General features: G+C 60.7%; 20 protein-coding genes. 12 read left to right on the top strand and 8 right to left on the bottom strand.

Annotated features, from left to right (window positions below; all coding sequences use genetic code 11):
- Nucleotides 1–7 precede the first annotated feature (7 nt).
- Together DES53_RS29115 and DES53_RS29110 are read left to right on the top strand one after the other, a co-directional pair.
- Entirely contained in the window at nt 8–592 is a 585-nt protein-coding gene (locus tag DES53_RS29115) for a hypothetical protein (protein ID WP_170157512.1), read from the top strand.
- Nucleotides 593–665: 73 nt separating this feature from the next.
- The gene (locus DES53_RS29110) at nt 666–1103 is read left to right on the top strand and encodes a hypothetical protein (RefSeq protein WP_147263699.1); all 438 of its coding nucleotides are present in this window, start codon (nt 666–668) and stop codon (nt 1101–1103) included.
- A 628-nt stretch (nt 1104–1731) separates the two neighbouring features.
- On the opposite strand, the gene rpoN is transcribed toward DES53_RS29110, so the two are convergent.
- The 3 genes from rpoN to DES53_RS29095 are packed head-to-tail and all read right to left on the bottom strand — an operon-like array spanning nt 1732 to nt 7580.
- Entirely contained in the window at nt 1732–3132 is a 1401-nt protein-coding gene (gene rpoN / locus DES53_RS29105) for an RNA polymerase factor sigma-54 (RefSeq protein WP_113961865.1), read from the bottom strand.
- A gap of 53 nt (nt 3133–3185) precedes the next feature.
- Nucleotides 3186–6281 (bottom strand): hypothetical protein, encoded by a 3096-nt coding sequence (locus DES53_RS29100; RefSeq protein ID WP_113961864.1) that lies wholly within the window; start codon nt 6279–6281, stop codon nt 3186–3188.
- A gap of 60 nt (nt 6282–6341) precedes the next feature.
- A complete protein-coding gene (locus DES53_RS29095; protein ID WP_113961863.1) occupies nt 6342–7580 on the bottom strand; it encodes a M48 family metallopeptidase in 1239 nt (412 codons plus the stop codon).
- Nucleotides 7581–7786: 206 nt separating this feature from the next.
- On the opposite strand from DES53_RS29095, the gene DES53_RS29090 reads away from it, so the two are divergent.
- From DES53_RS29090 to DES53_RS29055, 8 genes are all read left to right on the top strand, one after another.
- Nucleotides 7787–8770: a hypothetical protein gene (locus tag DES53_RS29090; RefSeq protein WP_113961862.1), complete on the top strand. Its 984-nt coding sequence runs from the start codon at nt 7787–7789 to the stop codon at nt 8768–8770.
- A gap of 17 nt (nt 8771–8787) precedes the next feature.
- Nucleotides 8788–9195, top strand: a complete 408-nt coding sequence (locus DES53_RS29085) for a hypothetical protein (RefSeq protein ID WP_113961861.1) — start codon at nt 8788–8790, stop codon at nt 9193–9195.
- A 165-nt stretch (nt 9196–9360) separates the two neighbouring features.
- Entirely contained in the window at nt 9361–9741 is a 381-nt protein-coding gene (locus DES53_RS29080) for a hypothetical protein (RefSeq protein ID WP_113961860.1), read from the top strand.
- 80 nt (nt 9742–9821) lie between these two features.
- Nucleotides 9822–10241: an ArsR/SmtB family transcription factor gene (locus DES53_RS29075; protein ID WP_113961859.1), complete on the top strand. Its 420-nt coding sequence runs from the start codon at nt 9822–9824 to the stop codon at nt 10239–10241.
- 15 nt (nt 10242–10256) lie between these two features.
- Nucleotides 10257–10739: a DUF6428 family protein gene (locus tag DES53_RS29070; protein WP_211325727.1), complete on the top strand. Its 483-nt coding sequence runs from the start codon at nt 10257–10259 to the stop codon at nt 10737–10739.
- Between the two features lie 12 nt (nt 10740–10751).
- Nucleotides 10752–11438: an MIP/aquaporin family protein gene (locus tag DES53_RS29065; RefSeq protein WP_113961858.1), complete on the top strand. Its 687-nt coding sequence runs from the start codon at nt 10752–10754 to the stop codon at nt 11436–11438.
- A gap of 39 nt (nt 11439–11477) precedes the next feature.
- Nucleotides 11478–11915 (top strand): arsenate reductase ArsC, encoded by a 438-nt coding sequence (locus tag DES53_RS29060; RefSeq protein ID WP_113961857.1) that lies wholly within the window; start codon nt 11478–11480, stop codon nt 11913–11915.
- Between the two features lie 458 nt (nt 11916–12373).
- Complete coding sequence (locus DES53_RS29055; protein WP_113961856.1) at nt 12374–12808, top strand: hypothetical protein; 435 nt, start codon at nt 12374–12376, stop codon at nt 12806–12808.
- Nucleotides 12809–12873: 65 nt separating this feature from the next.
- On the opposite strand, the gene DES53_RS29050 is transcribed toward DES53_RS29055, so the two are convergent.
- The gene (locus tag DES53_RS29050; RefSeq protein WP_147263698.1) at nt 12874–13437 is read right to left on the bottom strand and encodes a hypothetical protein; all 564 of its coding nucleotides are present in this window, start codon (nt 13435–13437) and stop codon (nt 12874–12876) included.
- A gap of 232 nt (nt 13438–13669) precedes the next feature.
- On the bottom strand, nt 13670–14029 hold the full coding sequence (locus DES53_RS29045) for a helix-turn-helix transcriptional regulator (RefSeq protein ID WP_113961854.1): 360 nt from the start codon (nt 14027–14029) through the stop codon (nt 13670–13672).
- A gap of 431 nt (nt 14030–14460) precedes the next feature.
- Between DES53_RS29045 and DES53_RS29040 the strand changes: the two genes are divergently transcribed.
- Nucleotides 14461–14955 carry a hypothetical protein gene (locus tag DES53_RS29040; protein ID WP_113961853.1) on the top strand — a complete coding sequence of 165 codons (495 nt, stop codon included), beginning with the start codon at nt 14461–14463 and terminating at the stop codon, nt 14953–14955.
- Between the two features lie 84 nt (nt 14956–15039).
- Here DES53_RS29040 and DES53_RS29035 read toward each other — a convergent pair whose 3' ends face one another.
- Nucleotides 15040–15381 (bottom strand): helix-turn-helix transcriptional regulator, encoded by a 342-nt coding sequence (locus DES53_RS29035; protein ID WP_170157510.1) that lies wholly within the window; start codon nt 15379–15381, stop codon nt 15040–15042.
- Between the two features lie 400 nt (nt 15382–15781).
- Between DES53_RS29035 and DES53_RS29030 the strand changes: the two genes are divergently transcribed.
- Nucleotides 15782–16396, top strand: coding sequence for a hypothetical protein (locus tag DES53_RS29030; protein ID WP_113961851.1), 615 nt, complete (start codon nt 15782–15784; stop codon nt 16394–16396).
- Nucleotides 16397–16578: 182 nt separating this feature from the next.
- On the opposite strand, the gene DES53_RS29025 is transcribed toward DES53_RS29030, so the two are convergent.
- Nucleotides 16579–17241 (bottom strand): transposase, encoded by a 663-nt coding sequence (locus DES53_RS29025; protein ID WP_170157509.1) that lies wholly within the window; start codon nt 17239–17241, stop codon nt 16579–16581.
- Between the two features lie 225 nt (nt 17242–17466).
- The gene (locus DES53_RS29020) at nt 17467–17829 is read right to left on the bottom strand and encodes a hypothetical protein (protein WP_113961849.1); all 363 of its coding nucleotides are present in this window, start codon (nt 17827–17829) and stop codon (nt 17467–17469) included.
- Nucleotides 17830–17915 lie beyond the last annotated feature (86 nt).

Here is a 17915-nt window from a genome sequence, read left to right as displayed (position 1 = left end):
GAACTGAATGAACGTCTTTGTTCTCCTCACTTCCTTGTTGTTGATGGGAATCATTGCTTTCTCCTTCCTCAGTCTGGTCGTGTTGCTCATTGTCGCCTGCGTGAAGAAGAGCTGGAAGTTCGCGCTGTGCTCGATGCTCGGAACGGGATTGGTGGCAGCCTTGCTCTGCGGCCTGGTAAGTGTCGGCTTTGCCATGCTCTACTCCCCCTATGATGCAACGACGCCGGATGAACTGGCGGCGGCATACCGGGAGGAGTTCAGTGTGTTGCCTCCACCTGGAATCCAGGTGCTGAGTGCCCGGCATCATATTGTCGTGGACTCGTGCGGGCATTGGCTGTTGTTGCAAGCGACGCCTGAAGAAATCGAGAGGCACATCGCCATGGGCTTTGAGCCGGCCACAGAGGTTCCCCCGGATTTCCGAGGCGAGCCAGGAGGAGGCGGCCCCTCATGGTGGCAGCCTCCGGTCGGACAGCTTGAGCTCTACGTGCACCGGGATTGGAGCAAGAACAATGGCTGGCATAGCAGCAGAGCAGCCATGGGTGTGGACAGGAGCAAGAATCTCATCTGGCTTGTCGCGGACAAGCATGACTGAGACAGGTGGTGGGCTGAAATGGAGCTTTCCAGCCGCGGGAGAGGGAGGTAGGATGGCCCAACTTTTCGCTCTCATGAAGAACGCACTGCTCCTTCTTGCCTGTCTTGTGACTCTCTCGCACGCTCTCGTGGCAGAAGACGGTCCGGCTGATGAACGCGCCACGTGGGAGGCGCGGATTAAGAAGGTGCAGCCGGGCATGACCCGGGCCGAGGTGGAAAAGATACTGCCGTACTATGTCGCTCCGGCTCCGGCACCGGGTTCGGGCCAGCTCCTCATGCCCTATAGCGGGCGAGTGACGACGGGAACAGGGAGCAGGCAAGTGATGCGGTACTATGTCAGCCCTGGGTGGTGTGTGCTTGTCTGCTACGACTACACAGGAGTGACACCGGAGAACTCCAAGGACGAGGTGGGGTATCAGCGACCGGAGAACAAGGTGCTCGCTCCAGTCATCCTGGAGTACCAGCCTGAGCCTGCCGCCAAATCGGTGCCCGCAAAGGTGAAGGCGGAATGAGGGCGAGGCGTGTGATGCGTATCAGGAATTGTCTCGTGACCCAATAGAGCGTGGGAATCACGCCCATGATGCTGAGATTGTGACGCGAAGCGTCCCTGGACTGCGGGCAGTCCCACAGGGCGCATGGGCCTCAGGATAAGTCGTCGAGCATTTGATGTAGCTTCTCTTGATTGGGCTGACATCGTCTTCCAAAAAACCTGACCACCCCGCCCATAGCGAAACTTGTGTGGCGAAGCCACCTTGGACTGCGTGCAGCCCTGCTGCCGCTTTGAAGAGTCCATCCCGCTCTGCGGGACTGTGGCGATGATGACACTCGCTCGTGAGGTGACATGTCCAGAAGGGGATTGGCGACTTCGTCGCGGTGGAGCGTGCAGCAGGCTGCACTTCAGGAAAGCGGCAGCAGGGCTGCACGCAGTCCAGGGACGCTGCGCGTCACGGTCTCCGAATCTGTCATCTATCACGCCGTTTCTAATCCTGACGTCCATGCGCTCTGCGAGATGCACTCTTCGTTTGCCTGACGTTCGTGCGTCGTGTGGGACTGGGATGTCGCGACACGCCCAAGCGGGTGGGCTAGGGTATATCAGGAGATGAGATACCCTCTGACCGCACACGGAGTGTGCGGACCACTTTAAGCCGACTTCCGCAAATGACTCGGCAGCACGCCCATGGCCTCGCGGTACTTCGCCACGGTGCGACGGGCGACCTTGATGCCGCGGTCGTTGAGGTGCTTCACGAGCTGCTCGTCGGAGAAGGGTTTGTGGGCAGGCTCGGCCTTGATGATTTCTCCGATGGCATTCTTCACGGCGGTGTTGCTCACATCATCGCCACCTTCGGTGCGGACGCCGCTGGTGAAGAAGTACTTCAGCTCAAACACACCATGCGGTGTGGCGATGAACTTGCCGGCGATGGCACGGCTCACCGTCGTTTCATGCACGCCCACGGCCTCGGCCACGGTGGCCATGTTCAGCGGTTTGAGCTGGCTGGGACCTTTCTCGAAAAACTCCTTCTGGTGCGCGATGATTTCCGTGGCGATGCGCTGGATGGTCTGCTGGCGCTGGGCGATGCTGCGGATGAGGAACTTCGCGCCGCGAATCTTCTCACGGATGTAGCTGCGTGCCTCACTGCCAGTGTCAGGCTGGGCGAGGAGGTCCTTGTAGGCATTGCTGATGCGCAGGTGCGGGAGGTCTCGCTCATTCATCACCGGAATGTAGGAGCCGTTTGTGCGCTCCACCCGGATGTCCGGCGTGACGTAGTGATTGCGCATCTGTGCAAAGCCCTGCGCGGGACGCGGGTCGAGCGCGGCGATGACTTCCACTGCGCGTGAGATCTGGTCCGGCGGCGCGGCAAGTTTCTTTGCCAGCAGCGTGTAGCGCTTGTGCGCGAGATCCTCCAGATGATGATCCACGATGCGGTGCGCGAGGCTGGACTTCCGTCCCTGACGCTCCAGCTGGAGCATGAGGCACTCGCGCAGATTCTCCGCGCCGACACCGGCAGGCTCGAAGCTCTGCACCAGCGCTTTGGCCTTCGCGAGATCATCGAGGGGGAGTCCGTGACGCAGGCTCAGCTCATCCAGGGAGGTGTGCAGGAGGCCATCATCATCAATGTTCCCAATGATGAACTCCGCCATCTCGCGGAGCTTCTCATCCCCCGGGTCGGCGAGGTTGAGCTGGCTGAGCAGATGTTCCTGAAGCGTGGTTTCCGCAGTGATGGAATCCATCATGAAACGATGCTTCTCATCATCTTCTGATGTGCGAGGACCCACGGAGGAGCGCTGTTGCGCGTAGTACTCACGCCATTCCTCATCCAGGCGGGAGAGGGAGGAGATGTCCGCATCCGGATCCTCCGGCGCAGTCTGCTCCAGGGACACCTCGGAGTTCTCCACTTCCAGGACGGGATTCACCGCCAGTTCCTGCTGGACGATCTGCTGGAGCTCAAGGGCGGGTGCCTGCAGGATCTGCAGACTCTGCTGCATCTGAGGTCCGATGACCTGCTTGAGAGACTGGGTTTGGAAGAGGCCCTGACTGGACATGCACCTCTATCCAACACGCACTACAAATATTTGGCAAGCAAATTTCGTGCCAACTATTTATTAGCGTTCGCTTGAGCGGACTCGCCACGGGTCGCTGCGCAGTCCAGCACCATCAGGCGCCGGTTGCCTGCGTCAGACGCACCAAATTGAATATCAATGAGATATGTATGACCGGGTGCCATCTCCTGCAGAAGGTACCTGCCCGCGGGAGTATTTTTCTCCGCCCATGCCTCGGTGACACCGGTTTCGGCGAGAGAGCCTTGCACTTTGAGCCTCAGATGGGCTTCGCGTGTTGCATTTTTCCCATTCGGATCGCCGATGAGGCTGCACAGCACGGTGAACCATTCCGCCTTTCCGGGAATGGCGCGATTGGTGGCGACGAAGCGATCAAAGGCATTGTCATACGTCTGGGCGAAGAGCGGCCAGTCGATGAAATGACCTCCATTTTGTGCATGCAGTCGCAAAAGGGCTCCGCCGCGCGAGGCAGGGGAGGTCACGCGGAAAAGGGATACCTGCTCACCGGAGGGCAGGGCGTGTATCGGGCCGGAGTTGGGGAGGACGAGAGGCTGGACCTCGCGCGTATTCAACCGGCCGCCGCGCAGCCTGATGAGACGCTCCATGTCGGCGCTGTGCTTGTCCGGGTCGGCAATCCACCGGGCGCGTTCTTCAGCAGAGGAAGCGCTGTCGATGCCGAACATGAGCTTCGCGGCGATGGCGGAAAGCGGGTCTTCCTGAGAAATGGAGAGCGTCTCCGGATTCGACGGCATGGCGCGGCGCACTTCCTCCTGCGCAGGGGCGGGAGGCATCGGCGGCACAGGCAGGGCATCAGGGGGTGCTCCCGACGCAGCATTCGCATCCGGGGTCGTGCTGGTGGGACTGGCATCCGTGGAGGCCGGTGCGGTAGTGGCAAGCGCCGTCTGCCTGGCAGGCACTTGGGCGTCCCTCACCTCCGGCGAGGGTGTGGAGGCGTTCGCTGCGAGTTCCGCAGGTGTGGGCGCATTCGCCTTCTTGATTTCCGGAGAAGGTGTGGGCGGGAGAGGTGTCTTGGAGTTGTTCGATGCCTGCGTGGGGGTGGGCGGAGTGTCGTCGCCGGGGTTCAGCAATGGGGGCAGGCGATCTTTGAGGAAATGCAGGCCACCGGCGAGGGCCAGCGAACCGAGCACCAGACCGGCAATCCATGGAGCACGCCTGCTTGAGGGTGCGGGTGCGGGAGGAGGACCGCTGCTCCGCACCATCTTGGCGGCGACGAGGGCGAGGTCCTGCGCGGGGTGCGGTGAATGGTGTGGATGGGAATCCGTCACCTCCTGCTGCTGCGGCTGCTGCGGCGGCTGGGCTGCCAGGGATTCTGCTGCGGGCGCCGGTTGCGGCGCAACGGTGGGCGGCTGTGTGGGCGAGGGTACGAAGGCCGCTGGTGGATCTCCGACAATGGCGGGCGGTTCCGCGGAGGCGTAGATGCTGGGATCTGCAGGGGGCTCTGCCGACGTGAAGAACGACTGCATGGGCGCCTGTGTCTGCACCTGAGCCTGCACCTGCTCGAGCGCCGCGATGAAGTCCGGCGTGGGAGTCGTGGCGGGCTCGGACAATGCCGATGGCGGTGGAAGGGCGGGCACCTCCACCGGGCTTGTGGCAGTCGCCATGCCGAAAGGTGAAGTGGCAGGGGGAACATCACCTTCCGCCGGGATGGGAGGTGGCTCCACTTGTGGCGCGCTGACGAAGCCAATCTGAGGTGGCGGCAGAGGATCCGCTCCAGAAACAACGGGCAAGGCCCCGTAGGCGTGCAGGGGCACGGCAGGAGGCGCTGACCGGGCTGTGGGCAGCACGGTGCCGCCCGGACGGGGGGCGTTGAATTCCTGAGGGTTCTCCGCTGGCAGGGTGGGTTCGGGTACCGGCGCTGACGCTGCCTGAGGTGGTGGTGCGTAAGCTGCGGGCGAGACTTCCGCGCTCGGAGGCGGCGTGAGCGGGCCAAAAGTCACCGGTCCGGGAGGCGGCGGTGGCGGCTGGAAGGTGGGCACGGAACCCGTGGGGAAAAGCTCCCGGCCGGTGGGCGTGATGGTGGCTTCCTGAGCCTGCTGGTGGTAGTGCTGCAGCATCGCGGCCTCCCAGAGCTGGGCGGGCGAGACCTTTGCCTGGGCAGCGAGATCGACCGGCTGCGGTGGTGGCGCAGGAACGGGAGGGTAGGCGACCGGAAGCTGGGCTGGCGAAATCGCGGGCGCCGCTTGAGCGTACTGATGGTACTGATACTGCGGCGGCAGCTCGGGCTGCGGCGCTGGTGGAGCCTCGTAAGCGGGAACGGGAGCAGGTGCAGGCGGGGCCTCGTACGCGGGCGTGGGCGTGGGTGCCGTGGCTGCTGCGTAGGCCGGCATTGGCGCGTATTGTTCAAACGCGGGAGGCTGGGCGGCCGCCACCGACTCTGGTGCCAAGGGCTGCGGCGGTGCTGGGGGCGCGATGGGGGCCAGCGCGGGGTGCTCTGCCGTGGGTGTTGCCGCGACCGAGAAGGGGGAAGCAACCGGTGCCTGTGCCGGGTGATAGGTCGGCACCGATGTGGTCGGTGTCGCCAGCGTCTGCAGTACCCGGCTGGGCAGGGGCACCTCCCCGGGAGGCACCGGCGGGATGGCCACTCTTTCTGAATGGGTCATGGGACCAGGCGTTGCCTCTGGAGCGGGCAACTGCATGGAGAGCACCTGCACGTCTGTAGTGGACACGGGTGGCATGAGCCCCGGGGTCGTCGCGGGCGCGTGAATGGGGATCGGAAGGGGGGCGGGCGAGGCGGGTGCAGGCGTAGGCGCAGTGGCCTCGAAACTCTGCGGCGGCGGGAGGATGCTCACCGGTCCCGTGGCGAATCCCGGTCTCACGGGAGGGAGAGTGGCAGGTGTGATGGGGCGCTCTGCGTCCACCGCCTCCGGAGTCATCGCGGCGGTGATCACTGGCACCGGCTGCGAGGTGGTGCCGGGAGCCGATTCCGGTCGCCGTGGCGGCAGCGTGGTGCGCGCGCCCGGACTGTTCTGCGACTCCATGGAGCGATACCGCGCACGCGGCGCGGACATGGAGCAGTGCGGGCATATCTCCGCTCCGCCTGTGCCCTGCTGCAGCGTGAGGAACACGCCGCCGCATGCTGGACACTGGAGAGTGACTGCCGAGCTGCTCATCATGGGGAGATTATGGAAAATCTCGCTGACGTGGGGCGGTTGTGCATCTGGTTTTGTTCAGAATCACGTCGCCTCCAGTGCCTCCAGCCGCTGCAGGATGGGAGGATGTGAATAGTGCAAGGTCACGTAGAAAGGATGGGGCGTGGGATTCCCCAGGTGATCGCGCGTGAGACGGGTGAGTGCGTCTACCAGTGGCTTCGGAGATGCCATGGCCTCGCGTGCGAAGGCATCCGCTTCGAACTCAAACTTCCGGCTCATCCAGCTGCCCAGCAGGCCAATCAAGGTGCTCACGGGCTGGAACAGGATGCCGAAGAACGCGAAGCCCCACGCGACGGACGGCTGTGTGATGCCGAAGGCGGCACACAGGCGGGGATCGTGAATCGCAAAATGCATGAGCGCAAACATGAGTCCCGTGGAGAGCACGGAGAGGGCCAGTTGCTTCGGCACATGGCGGCGCTTGCAGTGGCCAATCTCATGCGCGAGCACGGCGAGGATCTCATCGCGGCTGTGGTTTTGCAACAACGTGTCGAACAGGGCAATGCGCTTGGTCTTGCCGAAGCCGGTGAAGAATGCATTCGCCTTCGTGCTGCGCTTCGAGCCATCCACCACGCTCACTTCCGCCACGGGGAACTCGAGCTTGCGGGAGAGCTCCATGATCGCGGCCTTCAGCTCCGCATCCTCCAGCGGCTGGAACTTGAAGAACATCGGCAGGATGAGCCGTGGCGAGAGGAAGCTCAGCACAAGGGAAAAGGCCGTGACCACCATCCAGGCATAGAGGGCCGCGAGGGGATAGGACGTGAAGAGATGCAGCAGCAGCGCGAGCAGTGGCAGGCCGATGAGAGCGGCGAGGAAGAGCCCCTTCACCCGGTCCATGATGAAGGTGCCCAGCGTCATCTTGTTGAAGCCGAACGCCGCCTCAATGCGGAACGTGTCATACCAATCAAAGGGCAGGATCAGCAGGCCTTGTAACACGAAGAGCGTGGAGAGCAGCACCAGGCCGGACTGGATTTCTCCAAGGCCAAGTCCGCGCACCCAGTGGTCCACCCAGCCGAAGCCGCCCGCAAACCAGAAACCGAGGAAAAGACCGAGCTGGATGCTGTCCGACAGGACGCTGAAGCGCGCAGACACGCGGGCATACTCCAGCGCCCGCTCATGCTCCTCCTCCGTCACCGTACCCTCCAGACGCTTTGGCACTTTCGGGGAGAGCGCGGACATGTTCAGGAACGTGGCCAGCATCTCCAGCTTCCACAGCCCAACGGTGGCAATCAACGCAGTCCAGAACCAGGGATTTGAGAACATCATCGCAGGACGTTACGCCGCGAATGGGGGGAGGGAAGGGGAAATGGGGTGGAATGTGAGGATGGAAGGCGGGGATGCCTCGGTTCGTGCTATGAAGTGTCTGTGGTCGGATTCATCCCGCTGAGACCATTTCTTTTCTGGATGGCGCTGGCTGATGGGGGTACAACACGCGTGTCGCATTTTCACCTTCACAGGCATCCCTCGCATTCATGCTGAAGATTTCTGTCAATCGTGCCACGGCACCCATCCTCCTGCTGGGGGTGGCGCTTGCGCTTGGGGTGGTGGCCATCCTGAAATGGAAACGCGGGAATGATCCAGAGGCTGCCAGGCCCGCCAAGGAGAAGCCGGTGCCGCAGCCGGGCGCTCCGAAAAGCGCGCATGTGGCGGAACCGCCCCGCGAGGAATCCTCCAGCGCTGCGCGCGCACTCCTCGCGGAGTTTGCTCTTACCCAGGATGAGGCGCTGCTGCGCAAGGCACAGGAGCTGTATCCCGGTGACCCGCGCGTGATTCTGGTTTCATGCCTGGAGGCGAAGACTCCGGACTCGCACTACCTCACGTTGCTGGAAACGCTGGAGCCGGAGAATCCTCTGCCCAATCTGATGCGTGCCGGCATGTATGCCTCCGCGAAGGAACTCGACCAGTTCGCGGATGAGCTGGAGCAGCTCGTGGAAAAGGAGCCAATCTTCAACGATGTGCAGGAGCGTCGCATGGACATGCTGGATGCGCTCGAATCGCAGGGCGGGGTGGAAATCACCGGCGACCAGGTGGCTCATTTCGACACCAACTACCTCGTGAAGTTGAATGCCTCCATCGACTTCCTCATGAAAACGCGGGACCTGTACGGAGACAACGAAAGCCGTACCGATGAGGTAGCTTCGAAATTCGCCAAACTCCTGCGGGGGTCCCGGGAGTTTGACTTGCTCTACCAATCGAGGGCGGGCCTGATCGAATACACCATCCTACACCGGCAGGGCACCCGCGCGGGTGCGGAGGCGCAGTCGGTGGAGCGGAAGGCGCAGATGGAACAAATCATGGCGGAAGTCTCCCGTCGTCTGGATGCAGGCTCGAAGCTCTCGCCGCTGGTCTTCGATCCCAAGTCAGATCCCGGCCTGCGGCGTGAATTTTTTGTCCGTCTCAGTCAGGAAGGGGAGTCTGCCGCGGTGGAGTGGTTGTTGAAGGGAAGGGGACGTTAGAGAATCCAAATCCTGCGATGCATCCCGCCTGGAAAATGTACATCGACTTCGTCTCCGGCCAGCCGGGGATCAAGTTCATCGAGATGGATCCTGTGCCGCAGTGGCTCTTCTGGCTCTGCCTCTTCGGCTTTGGCATGCTGAACGGTGCGCTTTTCTTTCAATCGATACCGCGTGGTGTGCCGGGCATGCTGTGGAGGTTGAGTTCGGTGGGTATCGTCTTTGCGGCGAGCGCGGGTTTTAGTGTGATGAAGTTCCGCTGGGCCATGCGCGAGGTGGTCGCAACAGCGGAACCGGATGCCCTCTACTCCACGCAGATGGTGCCGGTGCTCTCCGTGTTCCTGCCCGCTGCTCTGCGTGGTGTATCTCGTGCATCTGGCGATCCTGAAGCGGAGGCACGTGAGGACACTGCCGGGCTAGGCGGGTGAATACGGGAGTTTTGCGAGGTGGTTGAGAACAGGCTTGCGCGGTCGTGGCATCTCTGGGAGCATGGCCGTGTCGTGCCTGCCATGGTGTCTTTGCCGCCTCTACGTATCCGCTGGTACCTGATGTTCCGGATAGTGGTGTGTGCGTGTCTATGTCTGGGTGCGGTCATGCAGGCGCATGCGCTCGATCCCTTCGTCCGCCCGGATGTCGACTCGACCTTGCTGCCGGGCACCTATCAGCGAACCATCGGAGGGCTGAGGCAGACCATTACCTTCCACGAGGGCGGCACCTTCACGGGCAAGTCGTGGACCGCAAGGAATACACTCGATGATGAGTACTCCGGGGACTGGTACTGGCAGGGTGGCTATGCCCTGCCGTCCACGCTGAACTACGTGGTCCGCAAGTCACACAAGATACCCAAGGACACCGAGGATGCGGACATCGTGATCGTGTTGAACCAGAAGTGCCTCAGCATTTTGCCGGCCGATGGCAAGAGCGGTGTGATCCGCGTGTGGTGGCGCGTGGAGGAGAAGGTGCGGAAACCGTAGCTCCCGCCACCCCGGTCCTCGGAGAGAATTGAGAAAAATGTCACATTCCGGGGTTTGACATAACGGGAAAAGTCGTTACGATGATTCTCGTGATGAAGGATGTCGTTGCATTTGCCCATGCTCTCGCGGATGAGACCCGCTGGAGGATCATCCAGCTCGTCTTCAATGAGCCGCTGTGCGTGTGCGAGCTGGCGGACATCCTGAAGATGCCGCAATCGTCCGTCTCCAGCCATGTGCAGGTGATCCGCAAGGCGGGTCTGCTGGATGAGGAGAAGTGCGGGAAGTGGATGTACTACCGTCTCGCGCAGAATCACCGCCGCCTGCTCTCCACCATGGGGGAGTTCTTCGAAGTATCTCCGGCCAGTGACTCGGTGCTGAAGGCGGATGCGAAGCGTGCCGTGAAGCGGCTGACCGAGCGGGACGAGAGCTGCTGCCCGCTGCCCACCATCCTCACGAAGCTGAAGCCGGTCACTCCGCAGAAGGTTTCCCAAACACCCTAACCCCACAGACGCATCATGAACCTGCGCGAATTCAAATCCCTGCTCGCGAGCCAGGGCGGCAAACACTTCCGCCTGCGACTGCCGGACGGCTCCCCGGTGCCCGTGTCCTTCCACGTCACGGAGGTGGGGCATGTGAAGAAGACCTTCATCGACTGCGGCGGGACCCTGCGCTCTGCCGAGGCGTGCCAGCTCCAGGTGTGGGTGGGGGAGGATGTGGACCATCGCATCGAGGCCAAGAAGGCAGCGGCCATACTGGAAAAGGCGAAGACCTTCCTGCCGGATGAATCCATCCCGGTGGAAATCGAATATGAGGATCGTGTGATCTCCCAGTACACGATTGAGGGACACGAGGTGCGGGAGCACGCCGTGGTGCTGGTGCTGGGCCACAAGCACACGGACTGCCTCGCGAAGGAACGCTGCGGGGTGCCTGAACCCGTGAACGCGGGCAATGCGAGAGCGGCCCAGACGTCCTGCTGCTCCGGCTCCGGTTGCTGCTGATTCCGTTTCCCCATGAAAAAACTGCTCGCGGAATCCCTTGGGACCTTTGTGCTCATCTTCGCGGGCACGGGGGCCATCATCATCAATGAAGCCAGCGGAGGCGCCATCGGCCACGCGGGCATTGCGCTGACCTTCGGCCTCGTGGTGCTGGCGATGATCTACACCTTCGGCGACGTGAGCGGGGCGCACTTGAATCCCGCCGTGACGCTGGCCTTCGCTGTGGGGCGTCGCTTCCCGTGGCGTGAGGTGCCTGCGTATGTGGCTGCGCAGGTGGTGGGGGGATTTGCCGCGAGTGGTCTGCTGCGTGTGCTCTTCCCGGAGAATGGCAAACTGGGCGCCACCCTGCCGGCAGGCGCGTGGAGCCAGAGCTTCATTTTGGAAATCGTCCTCACTGCCATGCTCATGCTCACCATCCTGAGTGTCTCCACCGGGGCAAAGGAGAAGGGCACGACGGCAGGCATCGCCATCGGTGCGGTGATTGGCTTGGAGGCCATGTTTGCCGGACCCATTTGCGGTGCGTCCATGAATCCCATACGCTCCCTCGCTCCTGCGATGGTGAGCGGGCATCTGGAGCATCTGTGGATCTACCTCGCCGCGCCCTTGCTCGGAGCCCTGCTGGCCGTGCCGTTATGCATCGGTGTTCGCGATCCCGGTTGCTGCGATGGTCGCTGCCATCCACCCGCGCCAACAAAAAACTAAGAACCAAGCACCAACAACGAAGAACCAAGAGCTTTCCTCATGTCCGCTCCCACCATCCTCATCCTCTGCACGGGCAACAGCTGCCGCTCCCACCTCGCCGAGGGCATCCTGCGCGAGGCGCTGGGCCAGGGTTACCAGGTCCGCAGCGCCGGGTCGAAGCCTGCAGGCTATGTGCATCCCCTGGCCATCAAGGCCATGGCAGAGATAGGCCTCGATATCTCCGCGCACCGCTCGAAGCATCTTGATGAATTCCTGAATGGCGAGGTGGAGACCGTCATCACCGTGTGTGGCAATGCGGACCAGGCCTGCCCCATGTTTCCCGGCCAGGTGAACCGTCACCACTTCCCCTTCGATGATCCTGCGCATGCCACCGGAACCGAAGAGGAGCAGTACGCCGTCTTCCGCCGCGTGCGGGATGAGATACGCGCGGTCTTTGGAGCTTATGCGGCGGGGCGGAAGGATGAGCAGGGGAGGTAGGTTGTGTTGGGCGGTTTTTGAGTTGTTGGGCAGAGGCACGGCTGCCCGGCTCGCGACAGCATCGCAACCGGCGGCACCGTCAGACTATTTCACGAGCCTCAAGTGTGCGCGCCAAAGTTGCGCTGTGGCTGCTCATGCGCCTCCCGGCACGTTCGCCGGTTCGATACCATTTTCCCACTGACTCCAATTGAGATTTGCGCAATGGCCTTGTGATTTATTCCATTCCAAATTTACAGGTCCATGGGAAGAAAAGCTGGCGCTGGTTCCTTGAACAACAAATCATGCGGGTCTGCGCCAGGTTTTGGTGTCCCAGCGCAGGCCCTTGGTATTGGGGGCGCAATGGCTGGGCCTGGGGAAACCTGGGCCTGGCCATTGCTAGTGGATGGGGCGGCTCCGAGAATGCTGGTGACAACCTTGAGGAGACTTGATAGGCTCCCTGGCACATCACTCTTCATGCTATGAAACTGAGTTGTATTGCAGCGGCCCTTGCTCTGTGCGTCGTTTCCTCGTCCTTTGGTGCGGACTACGACTTTCGCTTCAAGTTGGTGAACCGGACGGATCCGACCAGTCCCATGGTGGAGTTTGAGTTGAAGAACGTTTCCGGGAAAGCTCTCAAGGTCTATGGTGTGGGCGCCGACACGGGGAAGGCACGCAAGCCTGCGTACGTCTACTTCGAGTACAAGCCGAAACAAACGTGGAAGTCTTCCGGTAAGGGCGCCTTCGGGGAGACTGCCGCTGAAGTGGTCAGCCTGGCGCCGGGAGAGCAGAGGATCGTCCACATACCCCTGCGCGATATCGTGCGCGGTGATGCGGAGACTCGCATTGGCCTCCGCACGGGTTTTGCAGACGGGAAACTCTGGTCCGAGCCTGTTCAGGCGAAGGATTTGCAGTAGTTGATCTTGGATGGGGGCGTGTTGTTCGCCCAAGGAGAGAAGGGCCGGCTCTGCTGGGCACATGCTTATGGCGTCGTGCTCTTGGGACGCTCAAATCGCATGGATTCCAGCAGGTCACTGCGCTCGCCGAGAAGGAGGGGGGCGTCGGGGGAGCCCGGTGGGGCAAAGGGGTCTGGAGGATAACGTTTCAGCAGCTTCCGCCTGAACAGATCCAGCTTGTAGACCAGTGGTCCCAGTCGCCTGGCGGCGCCCGGCTCCCAACTCACCAGGAATGCTGCATTCATGAATGGCTCCCCGTCGGGGATGGTGATGTTGATGCTCCTCTTGCGAACCTGCCCCGGCTTCAACAGGAGTGCATCCTTCTCTGAGTCGAAGTCTCCGCCGAACATGGAATCCGGGCCCTGGATATTGACCCAATGCACCAGCACCGGGAACATGGTGGTATTCTTCATCTCATAGTGTATCCGGAGATACGCATTCGGGATGTTGCCGCGAGGGAGCCATTCCTCCCGTACCACCGTGATGCGAGGCGGGGTTTTCATGCGCATCTGCGCCGTGTAGTAAATCGCCGCGCCACTGACGGCCAGAAGCAAAATCAGCGCGGCGAGCTTGGCAGGATGGCGGAGCATGGAGATGGCGAGGGTAGACAGTCCACCCCGGATGCGCATCAAAAAAACGAGAAGGATGCCCTCATGGTGGTCCGCTCACTCCGTGGGCGGTCCGTGGTATTGCCCGTCCCATCGTTCACCAAGCTCTGCCGTGCCTCACGCATGTACGCGTTGCGCATCAGGATGAATGGCCGGAAAAGCGTGTTTACCCTTCCTGACCGCCCACGGAGTGGGCGGACCACGATCATGCATCCTATGCCGCACTCTCCGCACTCGTGTCGCTGCGGTTCCGATACTCGCTCGGCAGCACGCCCATCTCCTTTTCGAAGGCATCTACAAAGGTGTGGCTGCTGTTGTATCCCAGCGCAAATGCCACCTCCGCGATGCGCACTCCCGGTCTCAGCATTTCCGCGGCCCGAGCCACACGCAGGCGTGTGATGTATCGGGGTATATCCACTCCTGTGTGCTGCCGGAAAGCATCGGTGAGTTCGGCAGCGGTGACTTCAAATTGGGCGGCCAGCGTGTTCAGGGTCCAGTTCCGCGTGTATTCCTTTTGCAGAAGCTGTTCGACGTTTGCGGCGGCCCTATGAGCGGGGGGAGGAAGGTGAGCCATGCCCGATGATGAGCAATCTCATCGAATATATCAATAAGGTGTGCCCTGAATTCAAGGGTAGGGGAGAGGTGGGTGCGCTATCGGGAGTCCCTGCATTCTGTGGAGTGAAATATTTATCGGTGTCATCACCATCATGCGTGATCTGCCATGGCGCACGTGGTGAAGCCGCTTTCCAAGGGCGAAATGCAGTGGTGTGATGACCTATAGCATAAGTAAAACTTAAACGCACTGCGGCGGAGTTTATGATGTTGTCCGAAATTGCAACACGTTATCTGCCGTGGAACGAAGGGGCTGGCCTTCTTCCTTTTATTCCATCGGATAATAAGGTGATCTTTATGCATGCGGTATCATGATATTGCGGGAGGAAGACCATCCCGGGAGAAGGGTTCTGCTCTTGACGAAGTGCGCCTATATGGAGAAAACTATGCCTCATGCGCACGCTCCTCATTGTTTCCAAGGTCACAGCGCTGCTGGTGACCCTGGCCTTTGCCTGGTGGATTGCGGACTGGCACCTTGATCGGCAGGATGGCAGGGAAGTGCTCTCGGATCTCACGACTCCCAAGGATCCCGTGGGGCGTCAGTTGAAGGAACGTCTGGATGCCGGAGCACGTGCGTGGATCAGAAGCTCCCTGCTGGAGCGGGACATGGAGCTCATCGGATGCTATCCACCGAGGATGCTCTGGGATCGTGCCACCTTTACCTGTGCCAACGTCCGGGAGAGGAGGAACCAGGCCGCAGCCCGACTCGCAAAGTTTGTCTTCATCGTATCACCGGAGGATTGGTCCGTGATTTTTAAATATGATCCGAGGGAGTTTGTGCAGAAGAGGAAGATGGAAATCGCCAACATGAGTGCCGAGCTTCAACCTCGATATACCGCTGATCTGCGAAAGCTGTGCGAGGAGTGGAAACTGGACTTCGACTCGTAGTGCAGTTTGCCGGTGATATGACCTGAAGGTCCCTGCGGTGTACGCAGCACCCGTGTGTGTGATTCACCAAGTCAAGTCCAGGGCTCAAGCTTTGGCGCGCATCTCTGCGCGGTACCGCGTGGGCACCCGGCCCTGCTCCCGCTGGAAGCCGCGGACAAAAGCACTCAAGCTCTGGTAGCCGACTTCGAGGGCGATTTCCGTCACGCTCAGGTTCGTACTGGAGAGCAATTCCGCAGCGCGATTCATCCGCAGCCGGCGCACATACCCGGGAATGGTCACCCCGTGATGCTGGTGAAAACTCCGGCTCAACTGAAACGGAGAAACGCCCACTGTCTTGGCCAGTTCCTCAAGTGAAGGAACCTTAAGGTGGTCAGCATCAAGCATGCGTGCCACCTCCTGAGCGGAGTTGATGAGTAGGGCCTGCATTTTGGGGGAAAGTGCGATTGTGGGCATATGTCGGGATTAGTCAATACGCCGCAATTATTTTTCCACTCATGGTAATTCAAAACAGCAATGCCGGGCTAAGAAATGTCACATTGGTACGGGGTGTGATGATTTTGTTCCGCGAGATGGTGGATTTGTGACTGCGCGCGAAATGAGGGGATGTGTGCACTTTGCAAGCATGCCTTTAAAGCGCGGCGGAGTCGATATGTTTTAGGGAGTATATCGGACCGTGGCAAGCGGGTTCAAGGTCCAAGTACGTGAGCCAGTTTGCGAAGTCCGGGCCTGCGTCTTCGTGCGAACTCCGTCCGCGGCCCACAGTCCCGCCGCTCACGATTGGCATGTACGACCGAACCTTTTTCAGTGATACTCCCACGTACCTGCCATGAAGCTTTCTGCCTTTACGTTTCCCAGTCACCTCCCGTTTTCATCCGCCCTGTGCACCGTGGCGGTGGCATGTGCGTGCGCGAGTCTCTCCACCATGGCGGGGGCTGCTGATGGTGATGCCCCTGTGAAGACGGCTCCTTCACCGGCAACTCCCGCCGACAGTGACATTGCGAAGAACCCCATCCTCAAGCACCTCGTCGGGGAGTGGGAGGCGAAGGGCGAGCTCACCGGGCAGGATGGCAATGTGATCACCATCAAGGAGGAGTGGAAGGGCACCGTGGTGTCTGCCAACACCTTCACCATCGAAGGCAAGCGCACCATCAACAGCGAGGAGAGTGTGTACAAGTGGACCATCACCCAGAACCCCGGCACGGGTGTGTATGAGGCCATGCATTCGATCAACAACGGCGAGACACAGCGCTTTGAAGGAAGTTTTTCCGAGCCGAATCTCAGTGTGGAATGGGTGGCACAGCTTGATGGCGGCTCCACCATCAAGCTTGTCGAGACCTTCACTGGCGAAGCCAAGGATGCTTTCGACACGGAGGTGACCTTTACCAACGGCAAGGGCGAGACCACACTGAGCGGGAAGATTGAGAACAAGAAGGTGAAGTGATGGTGGCGCCAAAAAGTGGTCCGCCCACTCCGTGTGCGGTCAGTTGGGTGACATCACTCAGTACTCGTCTCCCACCCTCCGAGATTGCTCACGCCTTTCTCTCACCGCAGACCATCGCTCACCTCGTGGCATCTCAGGTCCCTGACCGCACACGGAGTGGGCGGACCACTTTTGAGGTGCCCTCAATCCGGCCTCACCCAATGAAGATACTCACTTGGGCGTAGCTTCGCCTTCACAGGATTCTCAGCCATGTATCGACGGAATCTTTTGAATGCTGCCTCGCTGCGAACAAGGTGGTCGAAGCCCTCGTCCTGCCAGAGCCTTCCGCTCCTGCCGACGTGTCGATTGATCTCCCGCGACGTCCAGCGTTTCCACGACTTCATCTGCGCCAGCATGGTATTTCTCTCCATGCCTCCTACCAGCAGGTGAACATGGTTCGGCATGATGATGTAGTCTCCCAAGGTATAGCGGGCTCCTTCAAAATGATGGAGAGAGTCCGCGACAATACGTGCAAGTTCGGCCCGCCTCAGAAGACAAGCGCCGTGACAGGCATCCAGTTCCATGTCGAGATTCGTGGAAAACAGCCGTGCAAACTCAAGCCTGGGTGCTTTGGACAAATGTTCGAAGTGCCAGCGCCATTCGGGATCTTGGGCGTCGATCTTGTGGGTCCTCAGCCATGCCGCTCGGAGTGATAGCAGCTTGTTCCATACTGGGAGCGGAAGGGAATCCAGTGTGCGCCAGGTGATGAAGTAGGTTGCACCAGTCTGGTCCCAGTGGGGGAGATGTCCTCGTGTGATGGTGATGGGCTCCACAGGGTCGAAGAAACTGAATGCAGAGTCGGCCATAGTTGGCCAAGTGTTCATAAGAACACAATAAATTTCAAGCGGATTTTTCGAGAAGACTGTGGTGAGTCGGTGTAGCCGCATCCTTGACCGCGCACGAGGTGGTCCGCCCACTCCGTGTGCGGTCAGTTGGGTGGTAACCTGCCAACGCTTGAAACATTCCAGCCTTCACAATCAGCAACTCGCTGGATAAGCATCACCCCAAAGTTTGGCCCACGGTATGGCATTTCACCTCACTGACCGCACACGGAGTGGGCGGACCACTTTTGGGGCGCGCAGTTTGTTTCCGAGTGTGCATGGAGAAATCTTTTCACCGTAGTGCGCGGGTCTCGTTGTACGCGTGATGCTGCCGCCGATTTCACCCGCTGTGTCACTGGCGAAGGCGGTGGTGCTGTAGCCGAAGTCCTGCTTCACCATCGGAGCCTTCTTGATTTCCACCAGGTTCTGGTGCTGCTCCCAGCCCGGGTCCTTGTCGAATGTCTCCGTCTTCAGCGTCGGTGTGGCGGGGTTGGTGGTATCTGCGGCTGCGAGTCCAAGGGTGAAGCATGGCAGTGCGAGAACGAAGAGTCCGTGAGTGAGGTGCGTCTTCATGGCTGTCAGGGATAACGCGAATGACCAACTCAAATTGCAGCGGCCTCTTGCGAAGCGTGAAACCCTCGCGCAGTCTGCATGGCACC

The sequence above is a fragment of the Roseimicrobium gellanilyticum genome, assembly GCF_003315205.1.
In the GTDB taxonomy this organism is placed as follows: Bacteria; Verrucomicrobiota; Verrucomicrobiia; order Verrucomicrobiales; family Verrucomicrobiaceae; genus Roseimicrobium; species Roseimicrobium gellanilyticum.
Note: the sequence above shows the minus strand (reverse complement) of the source record. Positions and strands in the feature narration are given on the sequence as shown.